This window comes from Clostridium beijerinckii, from assembly GCF_018223745.1.
GTDB lineage: Bacteria > Bacillota > Clostridia > Clostridiales > Clostridiaceae > Clostridium > Clostridium beijerinckii.
Map to the genome: position 1 here is coordinate 754,247 of NZ_CP073653.1, position 15,444 is coordinate 769,690.

The window sequence follows — 15,444 nt, forward strand, 5'->3', positions numbered from 1 at the left end:
GGTGATAATTGATGGAAATAAGTATACCAAAAGACTTTGTTGTTGATGAAGTCGCAAATTTTAGAGTAAAAGTAAATAAATTAATAGATGAAGGACAAAAGAATTTTATATTCAATTTTAATGATTGTAATTTTATAGATAGTACCGGACTTGGTGCATTAGTAGCTGTTTATAAAAAATGCGCTGAAAAGAATGGAAGTATAAAATTAAAAGGACTAAAGCCAGAAGTTGAGAAGTTATTTAAATTAACAAGGTTAGATAAGGTATTTGAAATTTGTCCGTAAAAATATCTGGAGTTTTTATGAAGTGAAATTCAGATAGAAAGGACTTTCGATTGTATGCGTGAGGGTAAAGAAAGTATAAAAACATTAGATGAAAGCGTAGAAATAAGTCAAAGTAATTACAAAGAAATTTGGGACAAGGTAAATGAGTTAGTGTTTGTAATTGAGATTAGCAAGGAATTTGTTCCAAAGAACTTTATAGATTTTAATAATAAAGTTTGTAGTAAATTGGGTTATTCTAGAGAGGAACTTATTAAAATTTTACCTTCAAATGTTTTGAACTTAACTAATATAGAAGATAAGATTAGTGTATTTGAAAATTTAAGTAATAAGAGAGTATGCGATAAAATAGAGCTTACATTAAAAGCAAAGGATGAAAAACGTATTTACGCTAAATCTAATATATCTATATTTAGTCATGAAGAAAAAGATTTTGCTTTAGTAATTGCAACTGATATTACTGAATACAAAATATTAGAAGAAGAGCTTAAAGGAATATTAAATGGAATACCTGATGTAATAAAAGTATACAATACAGATTATACTATATCTTTTTTTAATGAAGCAGGGTATGAGTTTTATAATAAAACATCAGAAGAAATAAAGGGAAAAATGTGTTATGAGGTGCTATCTAGAAACGAAAAATGCTTAGATTGCTCATTTGAAGAAGTAGTGGCGACTAAGAAAATGCTATCGCGTGAAAGATATATTCCAGAATTAAATAAATTTATGGATGTATGCTATAATCCGGTGTTAGATAAAAATGGAGAATTATTATTTATTGTTGAGAGGCTTAGAGACATAACAGAGAAAAAAATGCTTGATAACATAACTAAAGATAGCAGGGAACGATATAAACAAATAATTGATAATTCACCCGATGCTGTAATTATTATAGTAGATAATAAAATTGCTTTAGCTAATAATGAAGCCTGTAATTTGTTTGCAACGCTTTATGATGATTTGATTGGGAGTAATGTATATAGACATTTTGAAGACAAATATAAAAAGGCTTTGCATAAAGTATTTAGAAATATAATATCTGAACGAAAAATGAAAGAAATTTATGATTATGACTTCTACGTTCCAAATAATAAGTTAATAAATGTTCAAGTTTCATATAGCTACATATTATACGAAGGTAACCAAGCCATATTGGCAGCAATAAGGGATATTACTGAAATGAAGCGAGATATAAAGAAAGCTGCTGAGTTACAAAGGAGTACGCTTCAAAAAGAATTTCCTGCTCAAAAATTTATTGATACTATGAGTGTGTATATGCCAGCCCATACAATTAGTGGAGATTTCTATAGAATTTATGAAATAAACGAAGATTTTATTATTGGAATGATAATTGATGTTAGAGGTAAGGGAATATCGGCAGCTCTAAATATTTCTGCATTTGATATTTTGTGTTTTCAAGAAGTTAATAAGGGTCACCATGATCCAATGGAGATAGTAAAAAATTTAAATAAGAAGTTAGTAAAATATTATGAAGAAAATTATGTTGCTGTATGTTGTTTTAGCATGGATTTTAATAGTAATGAGCTTAAAGTAGTTGGAGCCGGAATTAATCAATTTCTTTTTCAAAAAAAAGGAGAAAGTTTAGAAGAGAAGATTGTAGAAGGATCTTTTCTAGGTATGTTTGATAATAGTGAATTCTGTGAGCAAACGATCTTTTTTGAATCAGGAGATAAAATTTTCTTTTTTACTGATGGATTAGATTTTATTCTAGAAGAGGATAAAGTTATACAAGAATATATGAGAGATGCAAGCATATTTGAATTTAAGAATTACTTAGATGATTTCTTAAGTGATAGTATTTTAGAAATTGGAAAATTAAAAGATGATTGCACAATGGTTGCAATAGAAATAAAGTAAATTAAGATTTGTTGATTTATATCAAAGGATAAAATTTATAATAAATATTATCCTTTGATTGTTAATTTAAAACTTAAAATTTGTAAAATCTTTTAATAAAAGTATTTAATGATTTTAAGCTATAATACAGGATTTATTGATTGTTGATTCTAACTAAGTAACAATGTACCAGTTGACACTTAGCATCTATTAAGTTAGAATAGGTTATACAAGATGAACATTTCTTTGAAAACAAAATATGTTATTAAACCATCTTTAACTTGGGGGCGTTTTGGCTTCGACGGGGGTAAGAAGGGTTTGTTAAGCGAGTCGAGGGACGCATGGAGCCTCGTTAATAAAGTATGCACTAAATGTAAACGCAGAAGATAATTTTGCAATAGCAGCTTAGTTTAATAGCTGTTCATCAGCCCAGGTTGCCTACGGCTTGGATCACTGGTGTCATTAAAGTGGGAAACGAAGCCTAGCAAAGCTTTGAGCTAGAGGGGTATTCATGAAGCTACTGAGAAGTATAGCCTGTCTAAGGGCGATACTTTGAGGGAATCTTAAAACTTAGACTGCACTCGGAGAAAGATAAATCAATCTACTTTCGGACACGGGTTCGACACCCGTCGCCTCCACCAATAAGGCTCACAATCGTGTCGGTTGTGATTCTGTCTTCATAGACAGTGATTTTTTGAACATGAGTTTGGATTACTTTCTTTTTGTTTTCCAAACTTTTTTGCTTTATATCAGAATCTTTTTTTAAATATTTTTTTATCATATCTTCCGTTGGTGAATTTAATTTTGCTTCCCTTTCAGCTTCATTTATTCTTATAAGTAGTGTTGTTTTTCTAGTTTCTAACTGATCTGATTTTTCTTTCATTGATGAATTATAAAAACCATTTGCAATAGCGTCTAGCATATTATCAATTTTAGTTTGAATATCAGCTAATTCTTTTTTATAAATTTTAATATCTTCGTTAATTATTTTATTTTGTTCGCTTATAAATGCAAAAATATCAGGCACTATATTTTCTATAGCTGAATCTGAAAATATATTATTATATAGGTCATCAATAACCACTTGTTCAACATAATCTTTATTTATAGCTTTCATATCACATTGTTTTGTTCTTTTTCTATTAGAACATTCATAAGTTTCATATAGGCTCTTATTTCTTCCAGCATATCTTCTATTACCAGTCATGGCTGAACCACATTTTCCACAATAAATAAGACCGCTTAAAAGATAAATAGCTTTTGCAGTATTAGCACCCTTATTAATTTTATTACTGTCCATTTTAATCTTCACTCTTTTCCATAGATCTTCTGATATAATTTCAGGCATACCACCTTCTATTTTTATTATTTCATCTTCCGATTTAATTTTATGTGAATTTCTCTTGCCATTAATTTTTTTTGATGATTTATTAAAAATATAAACTCCTCTATATTTTTCATTAGTCAATATTCCATATAAGCTATTTTTGCCAAAGCTTTTACCTGTTTTAGACTTATAGCCTAAATCATTTAATTTATCAATAATAGGAGTATATCCAGTGCCAGATGCATACATTTGGAATATTAGTCTTATAGCATTAGCTTCTTTCTCATTTATACAATAAGTTTTATCTGGATTAACATCATAACCTAAGGGCGGAGTTCCACCAGTATGTTTACATTGTAGAGCAGTCTCCTTCATCCCTTTCATGACTTCACGACTAAGATTAATTGAATAGTATTCAGCCATACCTTCAAGAACTGATTCGAGTATTATACTTTCAGGTGAATCATCTAAATGTTCTAATACGGAAATTAATTTTACATGATTATCCTTAAGTTTCTTTTTATAAAAAGCGCTATCATACCTGTTACGGGAAAATCTATCTAATTTATGAACTATGACGGTATTAAAGATATTGAATTCTGAATCTTTTATCATTTGTAAAAATTGAGGTCTATCGTCTGTTGTAGCAGAACGTGCTTCATCAGTATATATTTTTACTATTTGAATATTATTATGACTTGCAAAGTCTTTTATGGCTCTAATTTGAGCATCTATACTTTCTTCTCTTTGGTTATCTGATGAGTAACGCGCATATATAGCTGCTTTCATATCTCATTTCTCCTTTTAAATTAGTTATAAAACAGAATGTATGTTCTTTTTAAGTCTATAAAATTAACCAGCTATATTGTATAACTGGATTACTAAGAATTAGTTATGAAAAGTATTATTTAATGTGTTCATGAAGAACACATTTAATTAAATGTAAATTTATATTTAATTAATTCAATAGAAACTCCATAGCTACAAGCTAGTTGTTCTATTGATAAGTTTTGTAAATATAGTTTATCAACTTTATTTTCATCTATTAGCAATTCAGCAGCAAACTTATTCGCTTCTATTTCAAATCGGCCCCTGTCATAAAAAGTATGATCATGCAAAAAAAACGTTTTATTACTAGCATGCATTTTTGCATGTCCTAATTCGTGAGCTAGAACCATATTAAGATGTGATGCACTAATTATCCTAGTCATATTTATAACAATGTATTTTTGCCTCAATACCTTTTTAAATATACCTTCAGGAGAGCTAGGGGATAAGTATTTATATTTAATTTCGATCCTTTCTCCCGTAGCTATAGTATATGGGTCTCTAGTTTTGTATTTTTTTACGAGGCTTTGAACCTTCTTTCTATAATCAACCATATTAACCCGCCACCTATTACTTTTTTCTTTTATTTTTAACTTTAGCATCCCAAAATAACTCTGACATTAAGTCAAGCATTTCTTTTTTTGCTTCCTCATTAAAATCATCATTCATAAAGAAAGCTTCGTTAGCTTTTTTCATTTCTTCTATATATTGTTTTTTATCTCTCGAACTAACCTTGTATTTATCGGAGTATTCTTCTGGAATCTTTATTTCTATATCAGAATTTAAGCTTGTCGACTCATAATTCCTTATATTACTTTTTCCAAGAAGGTAATCAATAGAAACTCCAAAAAAATGAGCTAATTTTTCTAAAGTAGGAGTTTCAGGAATTTGTTTACCAGTTTCATATTTTGAGATAGAGCTCCTATCTAGAAATAAAGAGTCAGCTAATTCACTTTGTTTTAAATTTTTATTTAGTCTTTCGTTTCTTAAGCGTTCAGCAAATGTGACCATAAATCAATCCTCCTTATCTAAATATTAACTCTAATGTGATTCATAATCAATAAATGTGATTTATAATCATTATTTTTTAAAAAAAGCCTTGACTTTGTGATTTTGAGTCACTATAATAAAGATAAATAAAGTGATTTTAAATCACATGGAGGTGAACTTTAAATTGTTATCAGAATACTTAAAAATACTTAGAATTAAAGAAAAATTAACTCAGAAAGATGTTGCTGATAAACTGGGAATAGCAACAAACAGTTATACAAAAAAAGAAAATGGTATTAATCCATTCAATGTTGATGAATTAAAGGAAATTAAAAAAATTTTTAATATAGGTGATTTAGAGTTTGTACAAATTTTCTTTAATTAAAAATGTGATTTCAAATCAACTAAATAAATTATAACTTTGAAAGAAGGAGAAGTACATGTCCAAAAAAGCCACAAAAGCCGTTGATAATATATTCTATAAAGCACGAATGGAAGCAGCAAAGTTCAATGATTCACTAAATAGTAGAGAAGGTGCATCTGAGAAAATTGGCATAGATAGAACCAGATTAGCTCGTATAGAACTTGGAAGTCTAAATCCTTATCCAGAGGAAGTACTTTTAATTTCGGATACATACAATGCTCCAGAGCTTTTAAATCATTATTGTTGCCATGAATGCCCAATAGGACAGCATATTGCGATACCAATTAATCAAGAAAATGTTGAAAATATTTATAAGCTTTCAATAAGTATTTTTAATTTGCTTGGTGCAGGTAATGAAATGAGTACAACCTTACTTGATGTTGTTGAGGATGGGAAAATAACAGAAGACGAAAAGCCACAGGTGGATTATATAGTAGGAAATTTAAAAAAACTTTCTGGATTAACAAACGAATTAGTAATAGCTCTAGAAAAATTAGAAATTGAATAGATGTGGGGGATGAAATATGGTAGGAGTTTTAAGAAGTACTTATGATAGAAAAACAGGCAAATGCTTAAGTCGAGAAATAATTGAAGTTTTAGACATGACTGATAAAGAATTTTACGCACCAATAGTTGAAATTGAAGCAAAATGCATTATGGAAAAATTAGCAAAAGAAAGGAAAGAGAAAAATGTGCAAAATTAAATGTCCTCACTTTATCCACAATAGCCATAAATTGCGTAGCAAAATTGTGGATAAAAAGAGTAGAAAAGTTCATTTGATTAAATTTTGTTGTGGTAATTATTCTAAATGCAAATTGTGTAAGGAGTGTTAGAAATGAAGAGAAACGAAATTGAAAAAATATATAAAGAAAATGGATTAAATGATTATAAGCTTACTTGCTTAGAGGACTTAAAAAATTGTCATGGTGTTGATGCTTTACAAGTTAAAGGTTATGAGGATTTAACAGAAGAGAATAAAGCAATTTTTAAAGATTTCATCATTAATTATTTTAATGCTAGAGGTATAGATGCAAGAATGATTACAGTACCAAAAGCCATAAATTATGTTGAGGAAATAGATTATATAGCACCACATCCAGATTCAGAAACAGATGAAGATTATAAGGATTGTTATGTTAGTGTAGATACTAAAATAATTGTATTAAAAGCAGATGGAAGTAAAAAGCAGTTACACAAATATTCAGATAGTGAGTATAAGCATTTAAAGCCTACAGAGCAATATAGAAAAGAATATTTAAGATTCGCGTTCTTGGAAGGTAAGAGCAAAGTTTGGCTTCATGTAACACATGAGGGAAAACAATGGTATTAATAAAAAAAGAACCTTACATAAAGGTTCAACAAATGTCTGAGATACGGATCACTACTCCGTATCTCCATTATATATAAAAATGGAGGGAATGTAAAGATATGAAAGTTATAAGTTTTCTAAATGTAAAAGGTGGAGTTGCTAAAACAACTTCATGTGTAAATGTAGCAGCAGAGTTGGGAAGACAAGGGGAAAAGGTCTTGATTATAGATCTTGATCCTCAAAGCAATGCTACAAAGTACTTAAATGTGTACAATCCTAGCACTAAGGGAACATATGAATTGCTTGCTGGTGAAGATGTTCCAATACAAGGAACTATATATAAAAATCTTTGGATTGTTCCAGCTAACATAAATCTCATTATGAGTGAAGGTGAAATACTTGCGGATACTAAGAAAGCTAGAGAAACAAGGCTTAAGAAATGGCTTAACAGTAAGAAGGAAGATTCATTTGATTATATCTTAATAGATTGTCCTCCTAGTTTAGGAATGTTGTCTATTAATGCATTAGCTGCTAGTGATTATGTTATTGTTCCTTTGAAAATAGATAAATTTGCACTAGATGGGTTTGAGTATCTAATGGGCAGCATTCAAGGAATTAACGAAGAATTTAATGATAAATTAAAACTGTTAGGCATTTTGATAACAATGGATAGAGCTACAACAATCAATAGGGAAATTAAACAAGAACTTAAAGATGAATTAGGAAACATTCTATTTAAACAAACTATAAGAGATAATGTTGATGTAATTAAGAGTACTTTTAATTCTACTCCAGTGGTCTATTTTAATAGCAGAGCAAATGCATCTAAGGACTATAAAAGTTTTGTGGAGGAAATGCAACAATGTCTTATTTAAAGGGGATAGCAGATAGGATAAATGGAGTAGATAATAAAGGATTTACACAGGAACTAGATATAAATAGTCTAGTTCCATCGCAAAGAAATTTTTATGGTATTAGAGAAATAGAAGAGCTTGCAGAATCTATTAAAGAAAATGGACTTATGCATAATTTGGTTGTAAGAAAAATTTCTAATTCCCCTACAAAGTATGAAATTCTTTCGGGAGAAAGAAGATATAGAGCAGCAAAAAGTTTAGGATATGAAAAATTACCTTGCCAAGTTAAAGAAATAAGTGATTTGGATGCAGAGCTTATACTAATACAAGCAAATGCAGAGCAGAGGGAATTAACTCCAACTGAAAAAATGGAAGGAATAAAGAGGCTTGAAGCTATTTATAAGCAAAAGAGAAATAATGGAGAAAAACTTCGAGGAAAGACAAGAGATCTTATAGGAAAAGATTTAGGACTTTCAGGCGTCCAAGTTGGACGTTATAAGAAAGTAGATAAGGATTTAATACCAGATCTTAAAGAAAAGCTTGATAAGGAGGAAATAACGCTCACTCAAGCTCATACACTTAGCAGTTTAACTAAAGATGAACAAGAGATTATACATGAAGAAATTAAGGACTTGAATGCTAAAGAGTCGAAGGAAGAGATAGAGACACTTGTTGAAGGAATTAAGCAGCCTGTTAATAAGAAAGATAAGAAATTTTTAGAAGAAATGTACCCAAAATCTAGATCTAAGGAAGTTATATTTGAAGAATTTGAAAACATGATTAAATATGATCCAATACCAAAATTAATAATATTATCAGCAGCTAAAGCTGTTTTAAATACACAGAAAGTAAGAATAGTAAATGGGACATTAAGTGTTGAATTAACTGGTGAAGACCCAATTAATTCATTTAGAATTGAATTTAAAACATTTGATAAAGTTCAAGAAATACTGATAGAAGAGAATAGACGAGTTGCATTAGAACATGGATATAAAATAAACGAATGTACTTACCTTTGGTTTAAAAATGGAGGGATATTGAATGAATGACGAACTTTTTTGTACTGGAATATATGAAGATGGATATGGAGTTATCCCTAAACAAGTAATGCGAGATTCTAGTATATCTACTGGAGCAAAATTAGTATATGCATACATATGTAGTTTTGCTGGAGCAGGTGGAAACGCCTTCCCATCTCTTGATTTAATATGCTCCGAATTATGTATATCTGAAAAAAAGATGTACAAATGTAGAAATGAACTTATAGATAAGGGGTTAATTACTGTCCAAAAAAAGAGAATAGGAAGCAAATATTCTAATAATATTTATACATTGGTGACTAATCCTAGTAAGCAAAAAACAATTGAACCTAGTCAAAATGGACGTATCCAAAATGAACCAAGTAAAAATGAACCTGTCCAAAATGACCACGTTCAAGAAAGTGAGGAAATAAGCCAATCTTTTGAACCTAGTCAAAATGGACATGTCCAAAATGAACCCTGTCCAAAAGTGGGTACTATAAGTAACAGTATTATAAATAAAAAAGAAAAAAGAAAAAGAGATAAAACGGAGTTTGATATTTTAGTTAATGAGTACACAAAAAATGAAAATTTAAGAAGTACAATCTATGAATTTATAAAACATAGAAAAACTATCAAAGCATCATTAACAACTTTAGCACTAAAGAAAGTATTAAATAAACTTAATTCCATAGCATCAGATGATACTACTAAAATTACTATTTTAGAAAATAGCATAATGAATGGTTGGCGTGGAATATTCCCATTAAAAGAACTGAATCAGTCAAATGTAATTCCAATTCAATCCAAGACCAAAGAACCAGTTAAAATAGATAAATCAAAGTTAGGAGCGTTGTAATATGGAAATTCTAGATAAGATGATGCCTAATAATATTGACGCGGAGCAAGCAATTCTTGGATGCATAATGAATAATACAGATAAATTACTGGAAGTTGAGTTGATGTTATTACCAGATGATTTTTATATTGATAAGCATAAGAAAATATATGAAATAGTAATATCTTTATTCAATCGAGGAATTGGAGCGGATCTAGTTACAGTGTTAGAGGAAATAAGAAAGAAAGATTTACTTGATGCATGTGGAGGCGTCACATATGTATCTGAATTATCAACTGCATATTTTGAAAGTATTAATGTTTCAAGTTATGCAAACATAGTTAAAGAAAAAGCAAATAGGCGAAAATTGATTAGAGCGAGCAAAGCTATGTTAGAGGGTGCTTATGAGGAAGATATTAAAAGCGTAATCGATAGAACCGAAAATGACTTATATAAAATATCAAGTAATCAAAATACAAATGATTTTGTTCCAATCGATAAAGCTGTAGAAAAAGCATTCATAAATTTAGAGAAAAGATTCAGTAATGGTGGAGATTTAATTGGACTATCAAGTGGATTTTCAGATTTAGATAAAATTACATGCGGTTTGATAAAAAAAGATTTTGTAATAATAGCAGCAAGGCCATCAATGGGGAAAACAGCTCTAGCACTAAATATAGGACAAGCAGCATCCAAAGATGCAAGTGTGGCTATATTTTCATTAGAAATGTCTAATGATCAGTTAACAGATAGATTACTATCAGCTAAATGTTTAATTGAATATTTGAAGATTAAAACTGGTCAACTAAATGACAAGGAGTTCGAGGACATTTCTATTGGGGCTAATGAGTTAATGGCAAGGAAATTAGTTCTAGATGATACAACAACTCTTTTAAGCGACATAAAAGCTAAATGCAGGAAGCTAAAAATTCAAAAAGGCTTAGATGTTGTAATAATAGATTATTTGCAGCTAATAAGAACAACAATGAAAACATCAAGTAGAGAGCAAGAGGTATCGCATATTTCAAGAGAGCTTAAGTCACTAGCTAAGGAATTAGATATTACTATGATTGCTTTATCTCAGTTATCAAGAGCTCCAGAACAAAGAGCAGATCATAGACCGATTTTATCTGACTTAAGAGAATCAGGATCTATAGAACAAGATGCAGACGTAATTCATTTTCTCTATAGAGATGAGTATTACAACAAAGAAACGGAAGATAAAAATATTGCGGAAGTTATTACAGCTAAGAATCGTAATGGTCAAACAACTACTACTAAACTTGCATGGTTAGGGCAATTTCAGAGATTTGGGTCTCTAGATGTTATAAGGAGGTAGAGCGAATGGAGAATAAGAATGAAATTATAGATAAGGTTGTTAAAGCATATTTTGAAAAGCCTGATAAAACTTTAGAAGAAATTTTTAAGGAATATACAAAAGGCTTTTCGGATGATAAAAGAAGATCTTTCTATAAAAAAATAAAAGAAATAGTAAATTGAAGTACTTGCAGGACTAGGAGCGTTGGCAGGGGTTACGAATTGTTAATGTTAAGGTTACTGCAATAAAAAAATATGCAAGGGGAGCAATCCTCTTGTAGTAAATAAGGTGTAAGTATGGATATTAAGATAGATAAAACAATTGAATATAAATTCCTAGAAGCATGGGAAAAAGGAATAGATGATAAAAATGTGATAATTACTAGCAAAAAAAGTGGCGAAAGCTACAGAATTGATATATCAGAAAAGCAGAATAAATTAAAGTTTTATAATCCAGTAATAGCTAATTGGCAGTCATGTACTTATGTGTTGCCGGAAGAGATATTTGATGTGTGGTATGTGACCGCAGTATAGGGGGAAGGAGTAACAATTATGAGTAATAATATAAAAGATTTACTAGTAGCAAACGGATATGGATTTTATACAGCAGCATCATGTAGAGAAACTGGCCTGCCTATGTTAGATGGTGGAAGTTATAAAAAATATGCTGATAAATGGTTATCAGCGTCAAGGTGTAAAAGAATAAGTCAACCAGTTAAGGAAGATGAAGAACCTGTTGCATTTTATAGGTGCCAAAAGGGATATTGCTCTTTATATAACAGAGAAAATACGGAAGTCAAAAATTTATTAGAATATGTAACTCAATATCAATTAGATATAATGAGACATTGTGTTGGTATAGGAAGAAAAAATAAACCATATAGAAATTATTTTTTTACTCAGGAAACAGATAAAGATTGGAATGAATTAGTTCAAAAAGGCTTAGCTGAAAAAGGCACTAATCATCCAAATAATGATGAATGTATTTACTTTTGGTTAAGCAAGCAAGGATTAGAATTAATTCTTGGAAGATCAGTAAGTGATAAATTTTATAAAGAGCTATAAGCAAAAAATATATATATGGAGGGAGATCATGATAAAACAATTAATTGCTAAAGTTAAAGAAAATGCTACAGATGATTGGAACTTAGTAGCTGGATTAGAGATAGCAGTTATTGAGCTACAAGAAAATTCAAATGAATTTTTGGTATTAAGACCTATTCAATTAGATCAAATGGAGAAATTCTTTAAAGTAATGCATGAAACTTTTGGTAAAAACGAATTCTATGAAGATTATGATTATTTCGTATGTTATGCAGTCAGTGAAGATTGTGACGATATTCTATTAACAATCACTAAGGAAAATATAGAGGAATTAAGACAAGCCACTAAAAAAGACGTATTAATTCATAATAAAAATTTAGAGATATTAAAGAAAAATCATAATTGGTATAAATATAAAAATTGATTGTAATAGTGCGTAAAGTGTAGATATTGTGTAGGAAGGAATGTGAAACTTGTGAGATATTCAGCAGAATTAAATATATTTTTAAAAAGCTATGTGGGATTAAAGGCAAATTCTAAAGCAGAACGTGTAAAAAACTTAAGTACGGAAAATTTATTAGCTTTATTGAGAAATATCGAGGAAAACTCATCATCATATGAAGAAGAAGTTATTAAAGGTGTTGCAAGTGTTCTGTACGATAGAAATATTATTTTAATGTAGAAAGGGTGAAGCAGGATGGAAAAATATAAAGTATTAAAGTTAGATAAAGAAAGTTTGGAAAATTCAATAGCTGGTTTATCACAAATAAAGCCAGTTTTGCAAAATCAATGCCTAGCGGTCAATTTAGATGGAAAAGGTAAGGAAGATGCAAAAGAACTTGGAGAACACTTTGAAACAGCTATAAATGCAATGATAACAGTTCTTGGGTTAATGGAAGGTAAAAAGATATCATGTGGTGATGTTCCAGAAGATATAAAAGAGGAAATTTTAAAAGAATATGCAGAGGATCTATATGAAGAATTTATGCAAATTGATAGATTCGAAAAGGGAATAACATTAAAAGATGTTGCAGACATATTACAAATAGAAAGTGTATAGTAAATAAAATTAAATTGGAGTAATTCTAGATAAAATGTATGGCCATATCTCCAGACGTGGAGGAAGAAATGAATCAAGTTAGTTTATTAGATGAAATTATAGTTGATAACTTTGCAGGTGGAGGGGGTGCATCAACTGGAATTGAATTAGCGACAGGGCATAGTGTAGAAATAGCGATCAATCATGATCCAGCAGCTATTGCAATGCACAAAGTAAATCATCCATCAACAGAGCATTACCTTGAATCTGTATGGGAAGTTGATCCCATTAAGGCAGTAAGAGGTAGAAAAGTAGCATTATGTTGGTTTTCACCAGATTGCAAACATTTTAGCAAGGCAAAGGGTAAAACTCCAGTAAGTAATAATATTCGTGGATTAGCTTGGGTTGCTGTAAAATGGGCAGCTAAAGTTAAGCCGAGAGTAATTATGTTGGAGAATGTAGAAGAGTTTAAGACTTGGGGGCCTTTGATGAAAGATAAAGATGGTAAATTGTATCCGAATCCAAAGAAAAAAGGTCAGACATTTAATAGTTTTACAAATGCCCTTAAGAAATTAGGATATGAAGTTGAACATAGAGAGTTAAAAGCATGTGACTATGGAGCACCAACTATAAGAAAAAGATTCTTCTTAATTGCCAGAAGTGATGGAAAACCTATAGTATGGCCCAAAGTAACTCATGGTGATCCTAAAAGTTTAGAAGTAAAGTCAGGTAAATTAAAACCTTGGAAAACAGCTGCTGAAATAATAGATTGGAGCATTCCTTGCCCTAGTATCTTCGATAGAAAAAAAGACCTTTCAGAAAATACATTAAAAAGAATTGCTAGAGGATTACAAAAATTTGTTGTCGATAGTGCTAATCCTTATATAGTTAGGATTGGTCAAACTGGATTTGGTGGAGATAAACTTCAATATGAACTTAATAAACCACTTACAACAATAACCACCAAAGCAGAACATTTACTCGTTACTCCATTCTTAACAAGTTATCATTCAGAAACTCAACCTGGAGAAGTTAGAGGATTGAGTCTTGATAATCCTATACACACACTTGATACATCAAATAGGTTTGGATTAGTTACAGCATTTATAAGCGAGTATTATGGTGGATTTTATAAAGGAGCTGGTAGTGATTTAGATAATCCGGTAGCAACTATAACAACAAAAGAAAGACATGCACTTGTAACCGCATTTGTATCACAGCAATATAAAAGTTCAATTGGACATACTGTACAACAACCTTTAGGGGCAATAACTACAGTGAATAAAGCAAGTTTAGTCACAGCATTTTTACTTAAATACTATGGTTCTGATATAGGTCAGGATATTGATAATCCACTCCATACAATCACAACTAAAGACAGATTTGGATTAGTAACTATTAAAGGTCAAGATTATCAAATAGTCGATATTGGAATGAGAATGTTGCAACCACACGAGTTATTTAAGGCTCAAGGATTTCCTGATAATTATATTATAGATCATGATTATACAGGTAAGCCTTATCCAAAGACAGCACAAGTTGCAAGATGTGGAAACGCAGTGCCTCCACCATTTGCAGAAGCGTTAGTTAGAGCAAATTTACCAGAATTATGTAATGATAAAGAAATTAAAAAGGTAGTCTAGTACTGCGCAATACTAATATACTGAGAAAAAGAAATAATAAAAAGGTGTTCATTACGAACACCTTGCTCTAGAGAATATCGTTAATTGCAATCGACTATATTCTCTAACTAACCTATCTAAATTATAACATAAATAAAGGATAGGTGATATAAATGGGAGAAATAAAAAATCAATTTGAATTATATAGAGAAAGAATTTGTAAGATAGATAATAAGAATATTGAGATAGAAAATTTAATTATAAATGGAATAGAAGAAGATGATGAAAGAATCAAAAAACTAAAATTAGATATAAAAAAATTAGAGCTAGAGAATAAGAAAATAGATAATATATTAAGGCTACTTCCAGAAAAAGATTATAAAGTTATTAGTCTTATTTATATACAGGGTAAAGAAAAGAAAAAAGTTGCAAGGGAATTAGATAGATCAAAGAGACAAATAGATTACAGTATAAACAAAGCGTTAAGAACAATTTCAAAAGGGTTTATAGAATAAAAGTGTCATATTTTTGGCACTTTTTTGTTGCATTTTTGTCTTAAGTTTGTTCTTTTTTTGTAGCAAAAATTTCTCGAAAATTTCTCACATTTGTAATCTGAATCATGATAATATAGGTACATAAATAAGTAATAAACACAAAATACAAGTTCATATTTCTCATTTTACTTTTATAA

21 protein-coding genes and 1 other RNA gene are annotated in these 15,444 nt (G+C 29.9%); 19 read left to right on the plus strand and 3 right to left on the minus strand.

Annotation, left to right across the window (positions count from 1 at the left end; genetic code table 11):
• Positions 1 to 11 precede the first annotated feature (11 nt).
• From KEC93_RS03570 to ssrA, 3 genes are all read left to right on the plus strand, one after another.
• Positions 12 to 284 (plus strand): STAS domain-containing protein, encoded by a 273-nt coding sequence (locus tag KEC93_RS03570; RefSeq protein ID WP_011968016.1) that lies wholly within the window; start codon positions 12 to 14, stop codon positions 282 to 284.
• A 54-nt stretch (positions 285 to 338) separates the two neighbouring features.
• Entirely contained in the window at positions 339 to 2,162 is a 1,824-nt protein-coding gene (locus KEC93_RS03575) for a PAS domain S-box protein (protein ID WP_077868152.1), read from the plus strand.
• A 262-nt stretch (positions 2,163 to 2,424) separates the two neighbouring features.
• Positions 2,425 to 2,782, plus strand: a transfer-messenger RNA (tmRNA) gene (ssrA, locus tag KEC93_RS03580).
• On the opposite strand, the gene KEC93_RS03585 is transcribed toward ssrA, so the two are convergent.
• The 3 genes from KEC93_RS03585 to KEC93_RS03595 all read right to left on the minus strand — a co-directional run bounded on the left by KEC93_RS03585 (position 2,743) and on the right by KEC93_RS03595 (position 5,307).
• Positions 2,743 to 4,257 carry a recombinase family protein gene (locus KEC93_RS03585; protein ID WP_172462750.1) on the minus strand — a complete coding sequence of 505 codons (1,515 nt, stop codon included), beginning with the start codon at positions 4,255 to 4,257 and terminating at the stop codon, positions 2,743 to 2,745. The two genes, ssrA and KEC93_RS03585, sit on opposite strands and share 40 nt — an antisense overlap.
• Positions 4,258 to 4,400: 143 nt before the next feature.
• Complete coding sequence (locus tag KEC93_RS03590) at positions 4,401 to 4,850, minus strand: ImmA/IrrE family metallo-endopeptidase (RefSeq protein ID WP_077868156.1); 450 nt, start codon at positions 4,848 to 4,850, stop codon at positions 4,401 to 4,403.
• A 16-nt stretch (positions 4,851 to 4,866) separates the two neighbouring features.
• Positions 4,867 to 5,307 carry a helix-turn-helix domain-containing protein gene (locus tag KEC93_RS03595; protein WP_077868151.1) on the minus strand — a complete coding sequence of 147 codons (441 nt, stop codon included), beginning with the start codon at positions 5,305 to 5,307 and terminating at the stop codon, positions 4,867 to 4,869.
• Positions 5,308 to 5,470: 163 nt separating this feature from the next.
• Between KEC93_RS03595 and KEC93_RS03600 the strand changes: the two genes are divergently transcribed.
• The 16 genes from KEC93_RS03600 (at position 5,471) to KEC93_RS03675 (ending at position 15,268) form a co-directional block, all read left to right on the plus strand.
• Positions 5,471 to 5,671 carry a helix-turn-helix domain-containing protein gene (locus tag KEC93_RS03600; protein ID WP_172462749.1) on the plus strand — a complete coding sequence of 67 codons (201 nt, stop codon included), beginning with the start codon at positions 5,471 to 5,473 and terminating at the stop codon, positions 5,669 to 5,671.
• 55 nt (positions 5,672 to 5,726) lie between these two features.
• Positions 5,727 to 6,218, plus strand: a complete 492-nt coding sequence (locus tag KEC93_RS03605; RefSeq protein WP_077868149.1) for a helix-turn-helix domain-containing protein — start codon at positions 5,727 to 5,729, stop codon at positions 6,216 to 6,218.
• A 16-nt stretch (positions 6,219 to 6,234) separates the two neighbouring features.
• On the plus strand, positions 6,235 to 6,414 hold the full coding sequence (locus tag KEC93_RS03610) for a hypothetical protein (protein ID WP_077868148.1): 180 nt from the start codon (positions 6,235 to 6,237) through the stop codon (positions 6,412 to 6,414).
• Positions 6,415 to 6,546: 132 nt separating this feature from the next.
• On the plus strand, positions 6,547 to 7,041 hold the full coding sequence (locus tag KEC93_RS03615) for a hypothetical protein (RefSeq protein WP_077868147.1): 495 nt from the start codon (positions 6,547 to 6,549) through the stop codon (positions 7,039 to 7,041).
• A 98-nt stretch (positions 7,042 to 7,139) separates the two neighbouring features.
• Positions 7,140 to 7,895: a ParA family protein gene (locus KEC93_RS03620; RefSeq protein WP_077868146.1), complete on the plus strand. Its 756-nt coding sequence runs from the start codon at positions 7,140 to 7,142 to the stop codon at positions 7,893 to 7,895.
• Positions 7,883 to 8,923: a ParB/RepB/Spo0J family partition protein gene (locus tag KEC93_RS03625; RefSeq protein WP_077868145.1), complete on the plus strand. Its 1,041-nt coding sequence runs from the start codon at positions 7,883 to 7,885 to the stop codon at positions 8,921 to 8,923. Before KEC93_RS03620 ends, KEC93_RS03625 begins: the two co-directional genes overlap by 13 nt.
• Entirely contained in the window at positions 8,916 to 9,752 is an 837-nt protein-coding gene (locus KEC93_RS03630) for a helix-turn-helix domain-containing protein (protein WP_077868144.1), read from the plus strand. Before KEC93_RS03625 ends, KEC93_RS03630 begins: the two co-directional genes overlap by 8 nt.
• 1 nt (position 9,753) lies before the next feature.
• Positions 9,754 to 11,070, plus strand: coding sequence for a replicative DNA helicase (gene dnaB / locus KEC93_RS03635; protein ID WP_207717934.1), 1,317 nt, complete (start codon positions 9,754 to 9,756; stop codon positions 11,068 to 11,070).
• A gap of 5 nt (positions 11,071 to 11,075) precedes the next feature.
• Positions 11,076 to 11,231, plus strand: coding sequence for a MarR family transcriptional regulator (locus tag KEC93_RS03640; protein WP_077868143.1), 156 nt, complete (start codon positions 11,076 to 11,078; stop codon positions 11,229 to 11,231).
• Positions 11,232 to 11,345: 114 nt separating this feature from the next.
• Complete coding sequence (locus tag KEC93_RS03645) at positions 11,346 to 11,582, plus strand: hypothetical protein (protein ID WP_077828978.1); 237 nt, start codon at positions 11,346 to 11,348, stop codon at positions 11,580 to 11,582.
• An 18-nt stretch (positions 11,583 to 11,600) separates the two neighbouring features.
• Positions 11,601 to 12,113, plus strand: a complete 513-nt coding sequence (locus KEC93_RS03650) for a hypothetical protein (RefSeq protein ID WP_077868142.1) — start codon at positions 11,601 to 11,603, stop codon at positions 12,111 to 12,113.
• A 28-nt stretch (positions 12,114 to 12,141) separates the two neighbouring features.
• Entirely contained in the window at positions 12,142 to 12,516 is a 375-nt protein-coding gene (locus tag KEC93_RS03655) for a hypothetical protein (protein ID WP_077868141.1), read from the plus strand.
• Between the two features lie 51 nt (positions 12,517 to 12,567).
• Positions 12,568 to 12,774, plus strand: a complete 207-nt coding sequence (locus KEC93_RS03660) for a hypothetical protein (protein WP_139357391.1) — start codon at positions 12,568 to 12,570, stop codon at positions 12,772 to 12,774.
• A 15-nt stretch (positions 12,775 to 12,789) separates the two neighbouring features.
• Positions 12,790 to 13,152 (plus strand): hypothetical protein, encoded by a 363-nt coding sequence (locus KEC93_RS03665; protein WP_173696058.1) that lies wholly within the window; start codon positions 12,790 to 12,792, stop codon positions 13,150 to 13,152.
• 68 nt (positions 13,153 to 13,220) lie between these two features.
• Positions 13,221 to 14,774, plus strand: a complete 1,554-nt coding sequence (locus KEC93_RS03670; RefSeq protein WP_111944711.1) for a DNA cytosine methyltransferase — start codon at positions 13,221 to 13,223, stop codon at positions 14,772 to 14,774.
• Positions 14,775 to 14,926: 152 nt separating this feature from the next.
• Positions 14,927 to 15,268, plus strand: a complete 342-nt coding sequence (locus KEC93_RS03675; RefSeq protein ID WP_077868138.1) for a sigma factor-like helix-turn-helix DNA-binding protein — start codon at positions 14,927 to 14,929, stop codon at positions 15,266 to 15,268.
• The last annotated feature ends 176 nt before the right edge of the window (positions 15,269 to 15,444 follow it).